This is a genomic window from Synechococcus sp. PCC 7335 (assembly GCF_000155595.1).
Taxonomy (GTDB): Bacteria; Cyanobacteriota; Cyanobacteriia; order Phormidesmidales; family Phormidesmidaceae; genus Phormidesmis.
Map to the genome: position 1 here is coordinate 4,572,045 of NZ_DS989904.1, position 18,057 is coordinate 4,590,101.

Below are 18,057 nucleotides of genomic sequence, written 5' to 3' on the forward strand. Positions count from 1 at the left end.
GTGGCGATTAAATCGCAGTAGAGGCAATCAGTCCAATCAGGAGCAGCGAACCACTCCAAAAGTGAAAATGAATCGCTAAGAACTTTGAATTTTTGACTCTCTCTGGCTGATTGTGAAAGGTCAGTACATGCAAACAAAGCTTGATGGCAGCAGGCAAACTGCCCAATATCAAAAGCGTACCCAAAGGAAGTCCACCCTGGGCGATCGCCGCTAAGGCCGTCAGCAGAACCGCGGTGCAGGCCGCCGGTAATAACTGCGCTCCTCTCTGGGTTCCTAATCTAGCAACTGGCGATCGTTTCCCTGCTTTCAAATCATCTTCTATCTGGTGAAAGTGTGAGCAGAACAATACCAAAGTAGTCCCGATGCCCACGATGATAGCAGCAGGCAACAGCGGACTACTCAATTGCCAGCCCGCTAACCAGCCTGCTGGCCCCCAGCTTTGAGTTTGCGAATAGTAAGCAGCGCCTACTGCTAGCGGCCCAAAGCTGAGAAAACAAAGAATTTCGCCTATGCCCCGGTATCCTAGGCGAAAAGGAGGCCCTTGATAGAGATAGCCCAAAGCGCAACAGGCTAGAACCATAGCCAAAACCGTTGAATCGTGCTGGGTCAAAGAGATTGTCAAAACACCGGCAACGCCTAGTAGCAAACAAACATTGCCAATCCAGAAGATCAGCTGTCGGTTGGAAGTTAAATTAACCAACGAATGATGCTTGTTAACATCGATCCCAGTCTCTGCATCAAAGACATCATTGCTAAGGTTTTCCCATACCAGCAGCAAGATAGCTGATAGAGCAAACATCGAGAAAACGTCTGCTCTGAAACGACCAGTCTGGACATAAGCTACCGCGCTACCCACACAAATAGGCATCACCGCCACACAATACATCGGCGGCTTCAGCGCTGCTAGCCAAAGCCGTTTTTGCGATCGCAATTGATCGTCGGCGCTATGAGCACTAGCGGAATGGACTAGATCAACCTGGTCGGCACAGACAGTCTCGGGTTTAACCGTTCTAGTAGTCATAGAGTCAAGAAGCGACAGCTAGCGCTTAGCATATCCTTATTGACTACAAGGGATTGACACACAGTAAAAAAACTCAAACTACCCACACTTTGAATTAGTCGGAAGTAACGTGATTATCCGGCCATTGGCTCGTTAACAGATGGCTTGTACTCGATTCAACCTGTACTCGACTTAGATAGGCTAGTTTGAGTCTAAAACAAAGTAAAAACTTTGACTTACTAAGTATTTTCCTAATCACTTTCATCAACTTCTTTGCTAGAGTGCATGGCGAACGTAGCCCGATTGAGCCAAGAACTAGCCAAAAACTAGGGTTTTCGTAATTAGGGTTCTATGTATTTGACTAGCGGTTTAAACGACGATGGCTAAAGAAACAGACCCTAAATCACAGAAAGATATAGCCGATCTGAGTCAAGAAACTACGCATATCCCCAACTCTCCCCGAGCTAATCTAGGCAAAGAATCCTGCTCAGATGAGCTTCTAGAAAGTAGCCAGAGTCCTCGGCTAGCACCAGACACTCAAGTCCAGACCAAGCCACCAGCCTTTTCAACAGATACTGCTAATCCTGAAGACCCAGGTCTGAAAGGTCGAGACCCAAAAAGCCTAGACCCAGAGAGCCTAAGCCAAAAAACAGTAAACCAAAAGGAAGTAGATCACTCTTCTAGCATTGCGCCAAAGTTGCCAAACGCACTGCCCAAGCTAGCTGGCGGTCTAGCCGCTGTAATTCTATTAGGGGGAGGGATAATTGCCGCCCTAAATCTTTCTCAACGGCCGCCTCAAAGCCCTTCCCCGGTAGGTGCTCAGATTGTTCCTCAAGACGCCCTAGCAACCCTGACCGTTACTACCGACGAGGAGATCTGGACTAGGCTAAGGCAGTTTGGCACCGCCGAAAGCCAGACACAGTTCGATCAGCTTTTGACTAACTGGAAAGATCGGCTATTCACGCTTAATGGATATCGTTTCAAGCGAGATATCAAACCCTGGATTGGCGATCGCATCACCCTAGCTTTGCTACCTGCCGCCGAGCAGCCAACTGGACCAACTAATCGGCCTCAGTTAGAGGGCATAGCCGCAGCTACTCAAAACATCGTGTTGATTGCGCCAATCGCCGATCCTAACAAAGCTAATGCTCTATTTGAAAGCGGTCCACAGCGCTCAGCTATCACCTGGGAAGATCGTAGTTACAAGAAAGTTCCCATCAAAACTATTCAAACGGCGACAGGACAGGCTATGGAAGCTGCCGTTCTGGGCACTGATTGGCTTTTGCTGAGCAACACGGCCTCAGGTATTGAACGCGCAATTGATACCTACCGAGGCGATCGCTCTTTGCAAGATAATGACGGCTATCGTAGCGCTACAGCTGCTCTAGAAGAGTCTCGGCCTTTAGGTAACAATTTTGCCCAGCTCTATTTGAATATTCCTATTGCTACCGAAGTACTAAAAGCACCAGTAGGCACCTCAGCTAGTCAGTCGGGGAGCCTAGTTCCTCTTCAAGGCTCGCAGGGCATTGTCGCCACGGCCCTAGTCGAATCAGAGGGCCTGCGCTTTCGAGGAACTAGCTGGCTACTTCCCGAGAACGATCTGGCCTACGAAGATCTAAACAACGAAGCAGATGATATGCTTCGCCGCCTGCCTGGCGATACGCTTTTAGCGCTATCAGGCAGCAATTTGCAGCAGACCTGGCAAGCCCTAAGCAAGGGCAATATCTCACCCCCATTCTTTCCAGATGCACGGAATCTACAAGCAGCTCTATTGACTCAAACAGGTCTAGATATCGAAGCAGACATTATGCCTTGGGCCAGCGGAGAGTTTGCACTCGGGCTATTACCGCCTGAGGCCGAACCGACAAAAGAGAATGCGCCTGACAAGAATCAGGCTGAGACCGAAGCCAGTCAGAGCAGGACTGACAATAGCATCGCGATCTCCTCTCTAGCGCTGATGGTGCAAACCAATGACCGTGCCACCGCTGAGTCTGTTTGGGAGCAGATTGACAATGTTATGGTTGAGCGCTATCGCTACCGCGTAGAGACAACTGACTTGCCAGAGGGCTCAGTAACTAAGTGGTTTTCACCATTCCAAGGGGTGCAGTTTAGCCATGGTTGGCTGCCGGGCAATGTCACCTTCTTTACAGTAGGTAGTGACGCAACCGAGACGATTATCCCTGCTTCTAGTTCTTCACTTGTAGGCACCGACCTGTTTCAGACTTTGACTGGTGATGCGCCTGCACCAAACAACGGCCAGTTTTTTTTGGATCTGGCCCAGATTAACGATACAGACAGCGTATTTCCACTACCTCAGCTATCACAAGAGCTATCTACAGCCAAACCAACCTCAGCCATTCAAGCGATTGGTCTGACTTCTACAGTGGGCGATCGCACTATGGACTATGACTTGTACATCAAACTGTCTAAGGCAGCTAGACCAGGACCTATCTAGGCATCGAGGGGGTAGTTCAGTCGGGGAACAAAGCAGCGCGGGGTTGATTGTCTGATAAACTCAAAGATGGCCATGTAGAGTTTTATAAACTCTTTTATGAAGCCCGTTTAAGATTGGCTAAAAGCGGCTAGATACGGCAGTTTGGAGGATAAATACCCCGTGGAAACCACCCTCGGTTTAGAGATTATTGAAGTCGTCGAGCAGGCAGCGATCGCATCGGCCCGCTGGATGGGTAAAGGTGAAAAAGACATTGCTGATGAGGTTGCTGTAGAAGCAATGCGCGAGCGGATGAATAAAATCCACATGCGTGGCAAGATTGTGATCGGTGAAGGCGAGCGTGATGATGCGCCTATGCTCTACATCGGTGAGGAAGTCGGCATCTGCACGCAGCCTAATGCTGACGAAGTGTGTACTCCCGATGAGTTGATTGAAATCGACATCGCTGTTGATCCCTGCGAAGGTACTAATCTCTGCGCCTACGGTCAGCCCGGTTCGATGGCAGTCTTGGCTATCTCAGAAAAAGGCGGTTTGTTTGCAGCTCCCGACTTTTACATGAACAAACTAGCTGCGCCCCCTGCTGCTAAGGGCAAAGTAGATATCACTAAAAGTCCAACTGAGAACTTGAAGATCTTGGCTGAATGTCTAGATCGCTCGATCGATGAACTCGTGATCATCGTTATGAAGCGCGAGCGGCACAATGATTTGATCAAAGAGATTCGCGATGCCGGTGCCCGTGTGCGTTTGATTAGTGATGGCGACGTTTCTGCTGCTATCTCCTGTGGGTTTGAAGGCACCAATGTTCACGGTCTTATGGGAATTGGCGCGGCACCCGAGGGCGTCATTTCCGCAGCGGCTATGCGCTGTTTAGGGGGTCACTTCCAAGGCCAGCTAATTTACGATCCTGCGGTTGTAAAAACAGGCTTAATTGGCGAGAGCAAAGAAGCAAACCTAGAGCGTCTATCCTCTATGGGAATTGACGATCCTGACAAAGTCTACACCGCTGAAGAACTGGCTAACGGTGAAAATGTGCTGTTTGCTGGCTGCGGTATTACACCTGGTACATTGATGAACGGTGTTCGCTTCTTCAACGGCGGCTACCGTACTCAGAGTCTGGTTATTTCTAGCCAGTCTAAGACAGCTCGCTTTGTCGATACTGTCCATATGAAAGACAGTCCTAAGCGCGTTAGCTTGAACTAGTCTGTAAGTGAACATATCTGCTTGGTGTGTAAATCAGCCGCGAGCGTGAGTTTTAGGGTCTACCCCACCCTGCCTTCTCGTTTCTTGGTGTGATGCAAGCAGGTATAGGTAGGCTAGCGCTGTAAAGTCAAAAGAAAAATAGCTCAGAACAAAAGGGACAAGGCTTAATTGCTTTTTTGTCCCTTTTTAGATCCCATCGTTTGCCTCGTCTATCTCCCGTAAGATGGAGTTTTGTTTAGTTTTCTTGAGATGTTTCCCAGATATTTAATAATTTAAAGAGAGCCTTGCTGCTCATCCGATTATAAATAGAAGACTTTTCATAACAGATCTGAAGGAACCGAATGAATATTGCTGTTGTTGGGCTTAGTCACCAGACTGCGCCAGTAGAAATCCGAGAAAAGCTGAGCATTCCTTCTGCTCAAGTTGCTGATGCGATCGCTCACCTTGGCAATTCGCCCACCATCGAAGAAGTCTCTATTCTTAGCACCTGCAACCGCCTAGAAATCCATATCGTTGCCAACGAAATTGAAACGGGCGTCCGCGATGTGATGCGCTTTCTATGCGAGCACAGCGGTATTGAGCTAGCAGAGCTGCGGCCTCATCTGTTCGTTCTGCTTCAGCAAGATGCAGTGATGCATTTGATGCGCGTTGCTGCTGGCCTTGATAGCTTAGTCTTAGGAGAAGGTCAGATTCTTTCTCAGGTAAAGCATGCTTTGAGCTTAGCCCAACAACACAAGGGTATTGGTCGGATTCTAGGTCGCCTGCTAAAAGATTCAATCAAAGCAGGTAAGCGGGTTCGGACGGAGACTAATTTGGGCACAGGTGCTGTTTCTATCAGCTCTGCTGCGGCTGAATTAGCACTGATGAAAGTCGAGAGCTTTGACAATTGTCATATCGCCATCCTGGGTGCAGGGAAGATGGCCCGCCTACTAGTACAGCACCTAGTGTCTAAACGAGCCAATAAAATTACGCTGTTGAATCGGACTATCGATCGAGCGAACAATTTGGCCGGTCAGTTTGGAGATGTCGATATTCAAACGGGAACGCTCGACAGCATGCTAGAGGCTGTCGTTGCGGCTGACGTGGTGTTTACCTGTACTTCTTCAGTTGAGCCAATTTTACACCGAGAGAATCTAGAGCCTGTCTGCAACGGTAGCCAAATTTTGGTATTTGATATTGCGGTCCCTCGTAACGTTCATAGCAATATTGCTGAGATTGACACTGTCTTCGCGTTTAACGTAGACGATTTAAAGGCAGTGGTCGCGCAAAATCAGGAAAGTCGGAGACAGATGGCGCTAGAGGCCGAGGCTCTATTGGATGAGGAAGTAGAAGCGTTTATGGACTGGTTGCGATCGCTCGATACCGTCCCTACCATCAGCAGCTTGCGTAGCAAAGTGGAGACCATTCGCGAGCAAGAGCTAGAAAAAGCCATGTCTCGTCTAGGTTCAGAATTTTCTGAGAAGCACCGTGGTGTCGTAGAAGCGCTGACTCGGGGCATTGTGAATAAGATTTTGCATGATCCAATGACTCAGTTACGATCGCAAAGGGATATGGAAGCGAGAGACCGGGCAATGGAAACATTGCAGATATTGTTCAATCTAGAAACGGCTGCTCGTAATGGCGTCGCGGGTACCCGCCGCTAGCACCTATCGCGATCACCTGTTGCTAGAAGAATCGCTTCGACTATCTTCTCCAAAAAAACGATTGACACAAGCTCTCCTAGGTTTTCGCTTAGGAGAGCTTATCTTTGATGAAACATAGCAAACGCAACACAAAGCCTCGCTCGTGAACGGGGTGCTTTTCTCATGTTCTCTAGATTTCGTCGCGCTATCGGTCGCTTCTTTAATCGGTCTCGTCGGATCAACCACAAGCCGATCAACAGATTCAGTTTGATCATCATCATTCTGGTTGATTTGTTCATCTTGTTCAATGTATTTGCTGGGTTAGACGATATTAGTCGGTGGCCACTTAGCCCAGAGAAAACATATCCCTGTCGTTCGGAATGGATCAGCTATCGTGAAGACACTGCAGAAGAGAAAGACTACCGTTTTATCAACCAGCTAGTCTCATCGGATAGTGATACCCAAAACCCTAGGTTACCCGCCACGATTAATCAGTCATACTACCGAGGTAGCTACTATGGTAGCTATCAAGATCTCGGCAGAGGCCATCTAGGTGAAGTATCTGAGATTTGCTTGCAATACGAATCTGCTCTTGAGGCTGTCGATAGTCTAGATAACAAAACAATTATCAGCCGCATCAACGACATTCAAGCCGAGATCAGTTCCTTTACGAGGCAGAACGCTGATATTCGTCAGCAATATGATTCAACGCTGCTAGAAGAGATTGCAGGCCAGCCACGAGAGCAATCAATCAACGCCGTAGAAGCAGCACAGGCAAGACGCGAGATCGAACAAAACGATCAGGCGATCGCTCAAAGAGAAGCCACCCTCGAAACGCTCAAAACAGAACTGATCTCTACACCAGAAAGCCAAACCTTTCTATCCCTACTTAGCGACGATACTAGATTCAACCAAATTGACAACGGCTATCAGCGAGCGAGCTTCTGGTATCCCAGCATTCAACTGTTCTTTCAAGGACTGTTCCTGCTGCCCCTTATCGTTGTTGCATCCGGTGTGAACCGCCTGGCCGAGCGAAGAGACTATGGCTATATATCACTAATTAGCTGGCATCTATTTGTCATCTTCTGTATTCCTCTGGTCTGGAAAATCTTTGAGTTTTTGCAATTTGGGTTCTTAATTGAGCTGTTAATAGAGTTCTTAGAATTTCTATTTGGTGGTCTCCGCTTCCTAATCAACTATCTGCAGATTCTGTTGATTCCAGCGATTGGATTTGGCGTCATCAAGTTCTTTCAAAGGTTTGTGTTTAACACTCGCCTGCAGGCTGCCAACCGCGTACAAAGTGGGCGCTGCGTCAACTGCGCCAAGAAAATTCGCAAGCGTGACCTACACTGTCCTCACTGCAGCTACTCTCAATATCAAGAATGCACAAACTGCCATAACCTCACCTATAGACACCTCCCCCACTGCAAACACTGCGGTACCGAGCAGACACTGGAACTGTAGCGCAAACCAGATGTTGGAAACAGAGTAATACAGCAGCGATATAGCACTTTTAGTTCAGACATCAATAGCAGTTTTCTTTTGCTACTGCCACCGATTCAATCGCTAACGATAGCGCTAACGTAGCGGCAGTTTCATACTATCGAGTTCTCTCCCCTGACGAAAGAACTGAATCAAAACGAATAATAAAATACCCAACGCCATAATGAACTCGCAGTGTTCCTCATCAGAACTATGAAGAAAATTTACCTGATATTGGAAATTGGTGTAGTCAAACAGAATGTAAAAAACAACAATCGGGTAAAAGAAAGAAGAAATGGGCCAGTCAGGAATTAGATATCTAATATCGAGGGATTTTGTGTTGAGAGATTGTGGATTATGCCTTTTTGATTGCCATAAGCGCAATATAAGCCAGCAAGAAGCGCCAATCAGACCAACAATTAAGAAGCCCAAGTGCAACCAGTTCTGAAAAACGTTAAGATTGTGAACTGTCAGCTCCGATTGAGCATTGTTTTTGGACCAAAACTGAGGTTCCTCAAAGCCCAGCAGCTTTTGTCCCCAGCTTAGCTCTTCCATCCCAACAAAAAAGAAGCCCGCGCTCAGTAAGTAGTACAGCCAAGCGGCTACCTTTTGGCCCTGTTGATTAAAGGCCGCTGCCATACGGTAGGTAAACAGCGGCACGACCAGGTAAATTAGCGCTGTTCCGTATTCCGAGAGACCGCCTTCGCTACCCATATAGCGCCATTCGTCGCTGGTGGGTCCTACGCGTAGCTTAATTACAATCAGCAAGGCAGTTATGAGAAAGGGCAACGCGTACAGATACTTACCAAAGCTGGCCTGACGGCTGCGTTTGGCAAAGGCTGCGATCGCCTGACCTAAGATCGATGGCGAGCTGACAAAAATGAGGATAAGAGCGATCGCGCTAGCTGCTACTATGCTCAGCCCGACGCCCTCACCTGCCGCAATAGCCATCGCAGCTTGTACCAGCTGAACAATGAGTAAAATAACACCCGCTAAGCGCAGCGTAATACCAAACACTTTGGTGCTAAAGGCTAGTCTATGCTGATAGTGGGTAACAGATGGAGAAGAAACAGGTGAGAGCGGTTTTTTAAGCATTCTCTTTATCCTACAGTTTCGCTGACGCTTACAGTTTTGCCAACGCTGTATACACGCTAAGCACTTTATCACAATGGGATATGGCCACACGATCATAGGGCTACTAGAGAAGTAGAGTCCTCAAGTAACAATCGCGCCTAGACTTGCATATGTGAATTGGCTAGTCACTGATGGCGATCGCTGTGCATATGGGTTACTAGCCCATGTGCTGTAGGCATACCCATGTGGCATAGTGGTCAAAGCTTTAGGATCGTCATGTATGATTTGGGGGCTACTTTCTTTGGCTATTATCAGAAATTGCACCTAATTGTCTGATCAGCACAGACAACACCTGGAACAATAAAACCAACAATGAATGTTTCTAGTCTATTCACGCGCTTTCTTTTTCTCTGTCTAATACTGACGTTCACACTGGGCTGTACAGCCACGGCGGCTATCCCCACAGAAAGCAGCTCTGATGGCATCTATTTCCAAAAAAGCGTACAGAGAAGCATCTGAGTTCATTCACGGAAATTTCCACAAAATAGCAATTCTTCCGGAAAAAGTTGAGATTGATTTAGAGCTACTAAGCAAGTGGCTAGACTTAGTCGAAATAAATAAATTAATTACAGTTTTTGTATTGGCAGTCAGGTTCTCGAAAGATTTGAATGAGGAGGAATTTGGAAAGATAGAAGAAACGATGAAAGATGAGCTTGGTAGCATCGAACCATTTGCTCCTCTCTTTACATGAATCAGCCTACAGTATGTATCTTCGGGTTCTAGACTATACAGGAAATAAAATAAATGTCTGACTTCAAACTACGTACCGAAAACATTAAACCCACGAAGATTCTTGATTACTATGTAGAAACTAAAGACGATAGAAAAATCGTAAATCAGTTGAAGTCTGATGTACCTATTGTTTTAGTTGGAAGTCGTGGTGTAGGCAAGTCTTTTTTGTTACGGGTTGCAGAAGCGGAACTAAAAAAAGATGTGCAAGAAGAAAATGTGGTTCCTGTATATCTATCGTTTACGCAGGGATCTATGCTGCAGCTCGATGATGAGACTCAGTTCTATACATGGATGCTTGCTAAGATGTGCTCAGCATTTCTACGAAGTATCAAGAAGTTAGGTGTTTACGCGCCGGCATCCATTCTTGCTTCTAAGTCGGGAGACGATGAAGAGAACTATTTAAACCGATTAATCGTGGAATTTGAGCAGACATGGAAAGGTGGAACAATACAGACGAATACGGCAGATTTGCCGTCAGTTGACGAATTCAAAGAGACTATAGAAGATATCTGTGAAGAAGCCGGAATTGACTTCGTAAACTTTTTCGTTGATGAAGCCGCTCATATTTTAAGACCAGCACAACAGCGCCAATTCTTCAGTTTGTATCGGGACGTTAACAGTCCATACATAAATTGCAATGCTGCAATCTATCCAGGCGTCACTTCATTTGGGAGTAATTTCCAACCAATTCATGACGCTACCTTTGTAAACCTTGAAAGAGATGTTTCTAGTTCTGGCTATGTCAATTACATGCAAAACATTGTTGAAAAGCAGGCAGCTGCAAAAATACTGGCGAAGATTACTAAGAACAAATCGAACTTTGCAATTCTGGCTTACGCGGCTAACGGGAACCCAAGAATCCTCCTAAGGACACTAAGCCTAGCCCCAAACGTATCATCTAGAGAACTTAATACGGTTGTTAAAGAATTCTACAAAAGCAGTATTTGGGAAGAGCATACATTACTCGCTGAAAAATATTCAGGGTTTAAAGAATATATTGATTGGGGACGAGACTTTGTCGAAGATATGGTTTTGCCGGAACTAAAAAGTAAAAATGACGACTACCTGAACCGTGACAAGAAAACAACCCGCTATTTCTGGACTCACAAAGATGCCCCTGAGCGAGTAAAAAAGGCCTTAAACCTTCTCTGCTACACAGGCATAATTTCCACGCACACAGATGCGGTAAAAGCCACTCGAAGTGAAGTTGGTACAAGATATAGCGTTAACATGGGATGCCTACTCTCTTTAGAGAATGTGCCTGCCAGAACGGGCCTTGACATTGTTCGAAACATAACAATAAAGAGAATGTCTGAGTATGGAGCTAATCACGCTGCATACGATAGTCTAAACCCTAACATGACCGAATTTGATAATTCTGTAATTAACCAAGCTCTAAAACAACAGTTAGCAAAATCCGTTGAATTTTTGGCATTGCCTGAGTGGTTGATTGAAAGATTGAAAACGCTAGGCTTGGATCAAATCGGGAAGGTTTTAGACGCAACTGAAGAAAAAATTCAAGAAGCCTCCTATTATGTAGGAAAAGTTCGGTCTCGATACATCAAGAATGAAGCATTGTCAGCAGTATTTGAATATTTATCTGGATAGACGCACCTTGCCTCCTAACACAGCCGCTGCACCCGACCTACTACAGGTGCAGCGGCTGTGTTAGCACGGTCGGCAAACAAAACGTTGGATAGGTTGAGACGTCATTCGAGACTTAAGGTCTGGTAGCGAATCCAGCTAGTTGAGCAGCGCTATCCCTTGTTCGACTACGCAGCCAAGTCCAATCGAAGTAACTGATAGCCAATTGAGCAGTCACTTTAGTCTGTGCCCAAAGCTTGCCAAACCGGTTTCGTTGTCTATGCCAACGCCCTGCTTGCTGATAAACAATACCGTTCGCCGGCAACCAACATAAATCTTCAATCGGTAAAACCTCTGCTATATCTATATATAGAGCTATGGAGAAGGATGCGTTCCTACCTTACCAATCACGTTGGCTGCTATGTGTATAGGTTTCAGTCCATGTACTATACCTTGGCGTGGAAAACCAAAGCTCTAGGCTTGTCATGTACGATTTGAGGGCTACTTCCGGCTGTTGCTAAAATCATATTCAATCATTTGAGCGACACAGACAACACTTGGAACAATAAAACCAACAATGAATGTTTCTAGCCTATTCACGCGCTTTCTTTTTCTCTGTTTGATACTGACGTTCACACTAGGTTGCACAGCAACAGCAGCTATTCCCATAGATAGCAGTGATAGCATCTACAGCTACAAGAAGCCTAGCTCTGACGGTATTGGCAAGGTTTATTACGGTCGTGAGATTGCTAGTGTAATGGGCTATCGAGGCGCAAACTGGCTATCTAGGCCAAGTCGCCTAAGCGAAGAGCGTTCGGATATGGCGGTTGATGCGTTAATGCTAGAGCGTGATGATGTCGTCGCTGATATCGGAGCGGGTTTAGGTTACATCAGCTTTCAGCTAGCTAAGTGGGTAGATCAAGGTAAGGTCATTGCAGTCGATGTGCAACCTGAGATGCTAGCGTTGCTAGAAGCTGAACGAGATCAGTATGACGTTAAGAATATTGAAACGGTGCTTAGTACTGAATCTGATCCGAATCTTCCGGCTGAGAGTATTGATATGGCAGTGATGTTTGATGCATATCACGAATTTGCCTATCCAAAAGAAATGATGACAGGTATCGCAAAGGCCCTGAAGCCGAAGGGCCAAGTTGTGCTTGCAGAATATCGAGCCGAAAACCCTTTGGTCTTGATCAAAAAGCACCACAAGATGACTCAAAAGCAGGTGAAGAAAGAGATGAGGGCAGTCGGACTGAAATGGGTGAACACAGACAATCGACTGCCACAACAGCATTTAATGTTTTTTGAAAAGGCGGTTGACGAGTTACGCTAATACCTTTCGACGCTGGAGCTAAAGATAGGCTCTACGCGAATAGCCGCAACTCGCGATGGTCGAATGACCATATATTCGCCCGGATGAATCTTGGGGATAGGAACGCTGATGAATTCCTCGCTAGTCGCTTTGGGCATCAGTTCGGAGCTGTACCACTTTTGAAAATCTTGAATCGTGGTAAAACGCACCTGCTCGGTGTGCCCACCATCAAAAGTCATGTGGACAGCATATTCGCTAGGAGTTCTTGGCATGATTTCAAACGATTTTCGAATGACCAGAGTTAGTATGGGCCAATCGAGGATAAAACTCTCAACTAAGCAAAGATTAGTCGAAGATATAGCGTTCACCAGATGCATTTGGCGTGCGAATCTGTGTATAGCGATTGTTCTATCAATCTGCACTCAGCTTACACCATCACCAAGATCTCCATCACCAGGATCTATAGGCTCTGTCAAACAAAGCTGACTGCTCTGCTAGAGTATGGCACAGACTTCTTGCCAAACATTTTGCTGAATCTTTTTTGCTAAACGGGCTAGATACAAAGGTGTCTTCTCTGTCTATTGTTCTCCTAATTTCCTTCTAAGAAGCTGCTCTATTCTCTCGTTATCTAGAAACTAGAAGATATAAAACTAGAAGATAAATATCTCACCAACGTATGTTTAGCATCATGCCTCTGGAGTTTCTGAAAGCCGGCTACCACATTGAGCGCAGAAGCGATCGCGTGCGCCTACCGATGCCCCACACTGCGAACAAAACTTCTTCTGTTCTACCGTGCTTGAGCGATCTTCTAGTGACTGACCTCTGGCGGGCTGATCTACTGCTGAACGACTGACCATATCGCCTGAGTGCGAACTGGTCTGCGACGAACTAGTCTGAGTGCCCATACTCATATTCCCCATCCGCATCTCACCCATACTCATGCTCATGTCCCCCATCGTCATGGTCATCGGCTGCATTGGCATCATCGGCTTCATCGCCGGGACTGACGGCGGCTCCGCTGGCTCCATTGGCAGCGGCTCTAGCTGGCTAACTTGCTGCGCAATGCCCGCACCACTCGCCCCGGCACTCACCTGCATCTGACTCCCTTGAATCGACAGATAGAAAGGCTGATCTGCAAAGATGGTTGCCACATAACCACCCCCCAACCGATAAAGCTGTGGCAAAGCTTTCCACAGTCCAGTCGCAACCCCCTGACTGCTCTGCTGCTGCTGGCCCTCGCTGCCAATATAAATCGTCACGCTTGTCAGCAAGCCTTGGTTACTCAAATAGAGTCTTTGAGAATCGCCCAGATCGTAGCAATAGGATGCAGCAGTAGCCATGGGATATTCGATAGTGGGTAGTTGGGTGAAAGCTTTCTTTGGTCTATAAAGATTGTTTTCTATTTATCAAAAGCAAGAGAATTAGAACGGTACAGCAGAATAAACAATAAGAAATTTCAGCCATAGTGACAGCCGCGTGTCTAAGCTAAAGCATGAGCAAGCTAGAGGCTGAACTTTTCTATCTTCGTACTAAAAGGCACTGGCGATCATTAAATACCATGACTTTTACCAATCATCCAGCCGCGCCGGAAGTACTTGGCCAGGCTAGATTCTTTGAGGGTAAGGCAGATGGGACGACCGTGAGGACAGGTGCGGGGTTTTTGAGTGCGCTGCCACTGGTTAAGGAGGGTTTGCATTTCAGCAATTGTCAGTGAGGTGCCATTACGGATGGCTGTGCGACAAGCAGTGGCCACTAGTGCAGCTTCTAAATTTGCGCCTAGACTTAGCTCTATTAAAGCCTCAGTGCGATCGCCTCGGTCATACAGCGGTTCAGGAATCGTGCGGATAGCCCATAGATTTTCACCGAAAGGCGCGATCACAATCCCCAACTCATCTAGCTGTTCGACCTGTCTTTCACTTAGGTCGCTAAGTACAATCGGTGAGGCTAATGGCACTAGCTGCCACCGCTGCTGCAACTGCTCAAACAGTACCCGCTCGTGAGCGATATGCTGCTCAATTAAGCAGACACCGCCTGCGTGCTCAGCGAGAATGTAGGTGTCTTTGACCTGAGCGATCGCAATGAGATCTCCCGGCAAACTCCCTGGCAGGGTATCTGAAAGCGACTGGGGGGGTACGTGTTGATTAGCAACTAACCCTTCAGTATCTGAGCTATCTGACTGTATTTGTCTAGAAACGGCATACTCCCCTTCAGCCTCAGCCGCCTTAATTAGAGCAGCTCCCCGATACGTTTGTGCGCTCTCGCTTAGATCATCTATCCTTAAGAGTTTTTCAAGGGCGCCAGTAACCTGCTCACATAGCTTGCTTAATCCCTGTACATAGATCTCTGATTTAGCGGGGTGCCGATTCCAATCTAGCTGAGCAGGCGGCAGCGTGAGATGCAGAAAACAAATCGGATAGCGATCGCGAGGAATGGTGCGTCGAAACCCAGCAATCAGCGTCTGCATGAGTTCATCGACGGCCACGGAGCGACCGTTGATAGCAACTCGAACCCAGTCGGGCCTGCGTCGGTGGCAGCGGTCTGGCAATCCAATTGCCAAGTACAGCCCATCTGCCTGGTATTCGTTTATATCGGTATCGTAAACGTTGCGCAATAGCTGAGGAATGATCGACTTTGCCGTTCGGCTAGGCCACAGAGAAAACCAAGGGGTCCCGTCTTTCTCTAGCTGCCAGATTACCTGCGGATGACAGAGCATGAACTGATGGATGAGTGCGACGACAGCCTTGAGCTGGCTATCGGCAGTCGGCATCTGTCTTCTTGCTGGCCAGTTCTCAAATAAATGACGGACGGTGACCACTGTTCCCGGTGCGATCGCCGCGTCACTAATTTCGTCAGGTAAGCCCGAATTGTCATAGTTCACCTGATATCCCGACGCCTCCGGCCCGTGGCTCCGGCTACAAATTTCCAACTGGGATAGCTGCGCAATACTGTGCAGCGCCTCTCCTCTAAAGCCCAGGCTTTGAGTAGTGAATAGATCAGGGTATGTCGAAATCTTGCTAGTAGCATGGGCAATAGCCGCTCGCGATAGATTAGCTAAATCCATACCGCATCCGTTATCTGCGACTCGTACCTGCCAGCGACTAGGCCAAACACTAATCGTGATTCGCGTTGCACCTGCATCTAGTGCATTCTCTACAAGCTCGCGGACAACGGCAGAAAGTGAGTCAATCACCTCTCCAGCCGCCATCAGATAGACAACCTCTTGCGCCAGAGACTGAATTTGTCCGCTCGGCAACGTCCCCATCACATCTGCTCTCATCATCTACCCTAGTCTAACGAGACTAGCGAAGGGTAAAGCTATGAACAGTCGAAGTATAAGCCTTCTAAAGACTCCAAAAGCATGGAGAAGGCTTAGTAGGAAGGACTTGGGGGAGTAAATATACGGAAAACTTGATGTGCTTCTAAGTAGACAGACAGTCCTCATACTTCGGTGGTTACCTCGAAGTAATACCGCAAGCATTAGGCGAAGATAGTTTCAACTTTGTAAGGGCACACACAAGAAGCGTCTTGTTGACTCTCAAGGGGCATTTTGAGAGTCAACAAGATCTTCATCAACTGTGTACGCTCTAGCAAATAAAAGCTCGACCCTGGGGGCTTAAAGGGGTCGAGCCTTTTTCTTTTCAAAGTATATTTCTTTTTTCTTGGTCTGCGTGCTGCGATCTACAAAATTTTATCTAATCCGTATACCAGCGACTTCAGGGGTAGCACTCGGCGAATAGAAAGCAGCACACCCGGCATGTAGCACACGCGATCGCTCGTATCGTGCCGCAGCGTATAGGACTGACCTGCCGCTCCAAAAATCACTTCCTGGTGGGCAATGAGACCTGGCAAACGAACGCTGTGGATTCTAACGCCATCTTCTGTCTGCGACCCCCTAGCGCCCGTCATCTTTTCAGTTTCCTCAACCTGTGATGGGTTGTAGGACTTATTCAGCTCTGAGAGCATTTGAGCCGTCTTTACCGCCGTACCACTCGGGGCATCTGCTTTTTGGTTGTGGTGCAGCTCGATAATTTCTACATGGTCAAAGTAGGCCGCTGCCTGCAGAGCCGCCTGCTGCAATAGCACCATTCCAATCGAAAAGTTAGGGATCAACAAACAGCCCGTACTCGCCTTATCAGCAAACTCCGCTAAATCTTTAATCTGCTGATTGCTCATGCCTGTCGTCCCTACTACAGGCCGTACGCCATAGGCCAAAGCCGCCCTGACAGAGCCATACACACTGTCAGGATGCGTTACATCAACCATCACCGCGCTGCCGCCGCTAGGGGCTTCACTTTGTGCTGAGACTAGCGTCGCCTCTAGATCGTTGAGGACTGGAATTTCTAATGGACCAATACCTATCACTTCACCAATATCTTGACCAATCAGCTTCGGGTTTCGATCGATCGCGCCAACTAGGCTCATATCCTCCGCTTCGGCAACTGCCTTAACAATCGCGCGACCCATCTTGCCCAGGGCTCCATTAACAACGACAGGGATTTTAGCAGCAGTCTGGGTTGAATCACTCATAGTCTTTGGCTATACTTTTTGGCTTTCCTTTAATGGTTCTAGTTGCTAATGGTTGTAGTTACAGGTACTGAAGAATTGAAGAAACCAAAAAGGGAGCATAACAGCTCCCTTTTGAATCTTTAGTCTATAGCTTTATAGCGATGTGCGGATGCATTCGCACATCGCTATAAAGCTATAGTAGGCTTCTGTTAAAGCTAAGCTGACAGAATCAAACTGAGCCTAACCTACTTCAACTTGATCCGTGTCTACATCATCAGTACCGTCTACATCTTTAGCAACTGAAACCATCTTGTCTAAAATATCTTGGCTAGGAACCTTACCTTTTAGAACAACAGTGCCACTAAGCTGAGCAACCCAAAGCGTATCAATATCATCGAGCTGGCTGTCTTCATCGAAAGCTAGAGCAACCCGCTTAGCTAGTCCACTTTCGTCGAAGTCCCCATCTACGCCGATCTTATAATCTGGAATGTCTTCTTCAGCAGATGTTGATGTAGCCTTGGCAATGCCGCGCTTAATTTTTGAGGAAGCATTATTTGGTTTGTCTTTACCAAAAATCCGTGAGAAAAAACCCATTTACTAGTTTCCAGTTTGTTTGCTTTCGCAGGAAATACCCCTGCTCGAGTATAAAGATATCGAGATAGCTATCGGAAGATTATGTACCTTTAGGAACAAATTGTTCATGCGGTCACAGTCAGGCACATGGCACATTTAGATACCAAGCTATAGGTAATACACACAAGAAGACGATCCAGTCGAGCCCTTCCATTGGACAGGTATTAGACTATTGGATGGGTATTGGACGGGAAGCCTGATAGTGACGAACTAAACAGTGAGGAACTAAGGAATCGACCTTTGCATCTTGTAAGGGCAGTTAGCCGTACTAATCAACTAGGAATAAGCGTTTTATAGACAGTTCAAGGATAGATAGCTGTAGATGACTATCGCAGACAATCAAGAATCTGGCTGTAGTAAACTATCATGGGTGCCCTGCAGCCTGTCTTTCACAGTTCTG

The 18,057-nt window shown here is 47.0% G+C and carries 14 protein-coding genes; 7 read left to right on the forward strand and 7 right to left on the reverse strand.

Features of this window, described 5'->3' with window-relative positions; all coding sequences use genetic code 11:
- Positions 1 to 7: 7 nt before the first annotated feature.
- Positions 8 to 1,021 (reverse strand): 2-carboxy-1,4-naphthoquinone phytyltransferase, encoded by a 1,014-nt coding sequence (menA, locus tag S7335_RS19140; RefSeq protein ID WP_006456770.1) that lies wholly within the window; start codon positions 1,019 to 1,021, stop codon positions 8 to 10.
- A 358-nt stretch (positions 1,022 to 1,379) separates the two neighbouring features.
- Between menA and S7335_RS19145 the strand changes: the two genes are divergently transcribed.
- The 4 genes from S7335_RS19145 to S7335_RS19160 all read left to right on the forward strand — a co-directional run bounded on the left by S7335_RS19145 (position 1,380) and on the right by S7335_RS19160 (position 7,738).
- Positions 1,380 to 3,455 carry a DUF3352 domain-containing protein gene (locus tag S7335_RS19145; RefSeq protein WP_006456581.1) on the forward strand — a complete coding sequence of 692 codons (2,076 nt, stop codon included), beginning with the start codon at positions 1,380 to 1,382 and terminating at the stop codon, positions 3,453 to 3,455.
- A gap of 159 nt (positions 3,456 to 3,614) precedes the next feature.
- A complete protein-coding gene (gene glpX, locus S7335_RS19150; protein WP_006455570.1) occupies positions 3,615 to 4,652 on the forward strand; it encodes a class II fructose-bisphosphatase in 1,038 nt (345 codons plus the stop codon).
- 341 nt (positions 4,653 to 4,993) lie between these two features.
- A complete protein-coding gene (locus S7335_RS19155; RefSeq protein ID WP_006457488.1) occupies positions 4,994 to 6,295 on the forward strand; it encodes a glutamyl-tRNA reductase in 1,302 nt (433 codons plus the stop codon).
- A 162-nt stretch (positions 6,296 to 6,457) separates the two neighbouring features.
- Complete coding sequence (locus S7335_RS19160) at positions 6,458 to 7,738, forward strand: hypothetical protein (protein WP_006457167.1); 1,281 nt, start codon at positions 6,458 to 6,460, stop codon at positions 7,736 to 7,738.
- Positions 7,739 to 7,852: 114 nt separating this feature from the next.
- Here S7335_RS19160 and S7335_RS26240 read toward each other — a convergent pair whose 3' ends face one another.
- Positions 7,853 to 8,851, reverse strand: a complete 999-nt coding sequence (locus tag S7335_RS26240) for a hypothetical protein (protein WP_006456914.1) — start codon at positions 8,849 to 8,851, stop codon at positions 7,853 to 7,855.
- 457 nt (positions 8,852 to 9,308) lie between these two features.
- On the opposite strand from S7335_RS26240, the gene S7335_RS19170 reads away from it, so the two are divergent.
- The 3 genes from S7335_RS19170 (at position 9,309) to S7335_RS19180 (ending at position 12,539) form a co-directional block, all read left to right on the forward strand.
- Positions 9,309 to 9,581 carry a hypothetical protein gene (locus tag S7335_RS19170; protein WP_006455655.1) on the forward strand — a complete coding sequence of 91 codons (273 nt, stop codon included), beginning with the start codon at positions 9,309 to 9,311 and terminating at the stop codon, positions 9,579 to 9,581.
- Between the two features lie 53 nt (positions 9,582 to 9,634).
- Complete coding sequence (locus S7335_RS19175; RefSeq protein ID WP_006455288.1) at positions 9,635 to 11,230, forward strand: hypothetical protein; 1,596 nt, start codon at positions 9,635 to 9,637, stop codon at positions 11,228 to 11,230.
- A gap of 553 nt (positions 11,231 to 11,783) precedes the next feature.
- Positions 11,784 to 12,539 carry a class I SAM-dependent methyltransferase gene (locus tag S7335_RS19180; protein WP_006454771.1) on the forward strand — a complete coding sequence of 252 codons (756 nt, stop codon included), beginning with the start codon at positions 11,784 to 11,786 and terminating at the stop codon, positions 12,537 to 12,539.
- On the opposite strand, the gene S7335_RS19185 is transcribed toward S7335_RS19180, so the two are convergent.
- The 5 genes from S7335_RS19185 to S7335_RS19205 form a co-directional block, all read right to left on the reverse strand.
- Positions 12,536 to 12,790 carry a hypothetical protein gene (locus S7335_RS19185; RefSeq protein WP_038019146.1) on the reverse strand — a complete coding sequence of 85 codons (255 nt, stop codon included), beginning with the start codon at positions 12,788 to 12,790 and terminating at the stop codon, positions 12,536 to 12,538. The two genes, S7335_RS19180 and S7335_RS19185, sit on opposite strands and share 4 nt — an antisense overlap.
- A 414-nt stretch (positions 12,791 to 13,204) precedes the next feature.
- Positions 13,205 to 13,858, reverse strand: coding sequence for a zinc ribbon domain-containing protein (locus S7335_RS19190; RefSeq protein WP_006457494.1), 654 nt, complete (start codon positions 13,856 to 13,858; stop codon positions 13,205 to 13,207).
- 209 nt (positions 13,859 to 14,067) lie between these two features.
- Positions 14,068 to 15,798 (reverse strand): DNA mismatch repair endonuclease MutL, encoded by a 1,731-nt coding sequence (gene mutL, locus S7335_RS19195; protein ID WP_227500036.1) that lies wholly within the window; start codon positions 15,796 to 15,798, stop codon positions 14,068 to 14,070.
- 398 nt (positions 15,799 to 16,196) lie between these two features.
- Positions 16,197 to 17,045 carry a 4-hydroxy-tetrahydrodipicolinate reductase gene (dapB, locus tag S7335_RS19200; protein WP_038016532.1) on the reverse strand — a complete coding sequence of 283 codons (849 nt, stop codon included), beginning with the start codon at positions 17,043 to 17,045 and terminating at the stop codon, positions 16,197 to 16,199.
- Positions 17,046 to 17,264: 219 nt separating this feature from the next.
- Positions 17,265 to 17,618 (reverse strand): hypothetical protein, encoded by a 354-nt coding sequence (locus S7335_RS19205; protein WP_006453767.1) that lies wholly within the window; start codon positions 17,616 to 17,618, stop codon positions 17,265 to 17,267.
- Positions 17,619 to 18,057 lie beyond the last annotated feature (439 nt).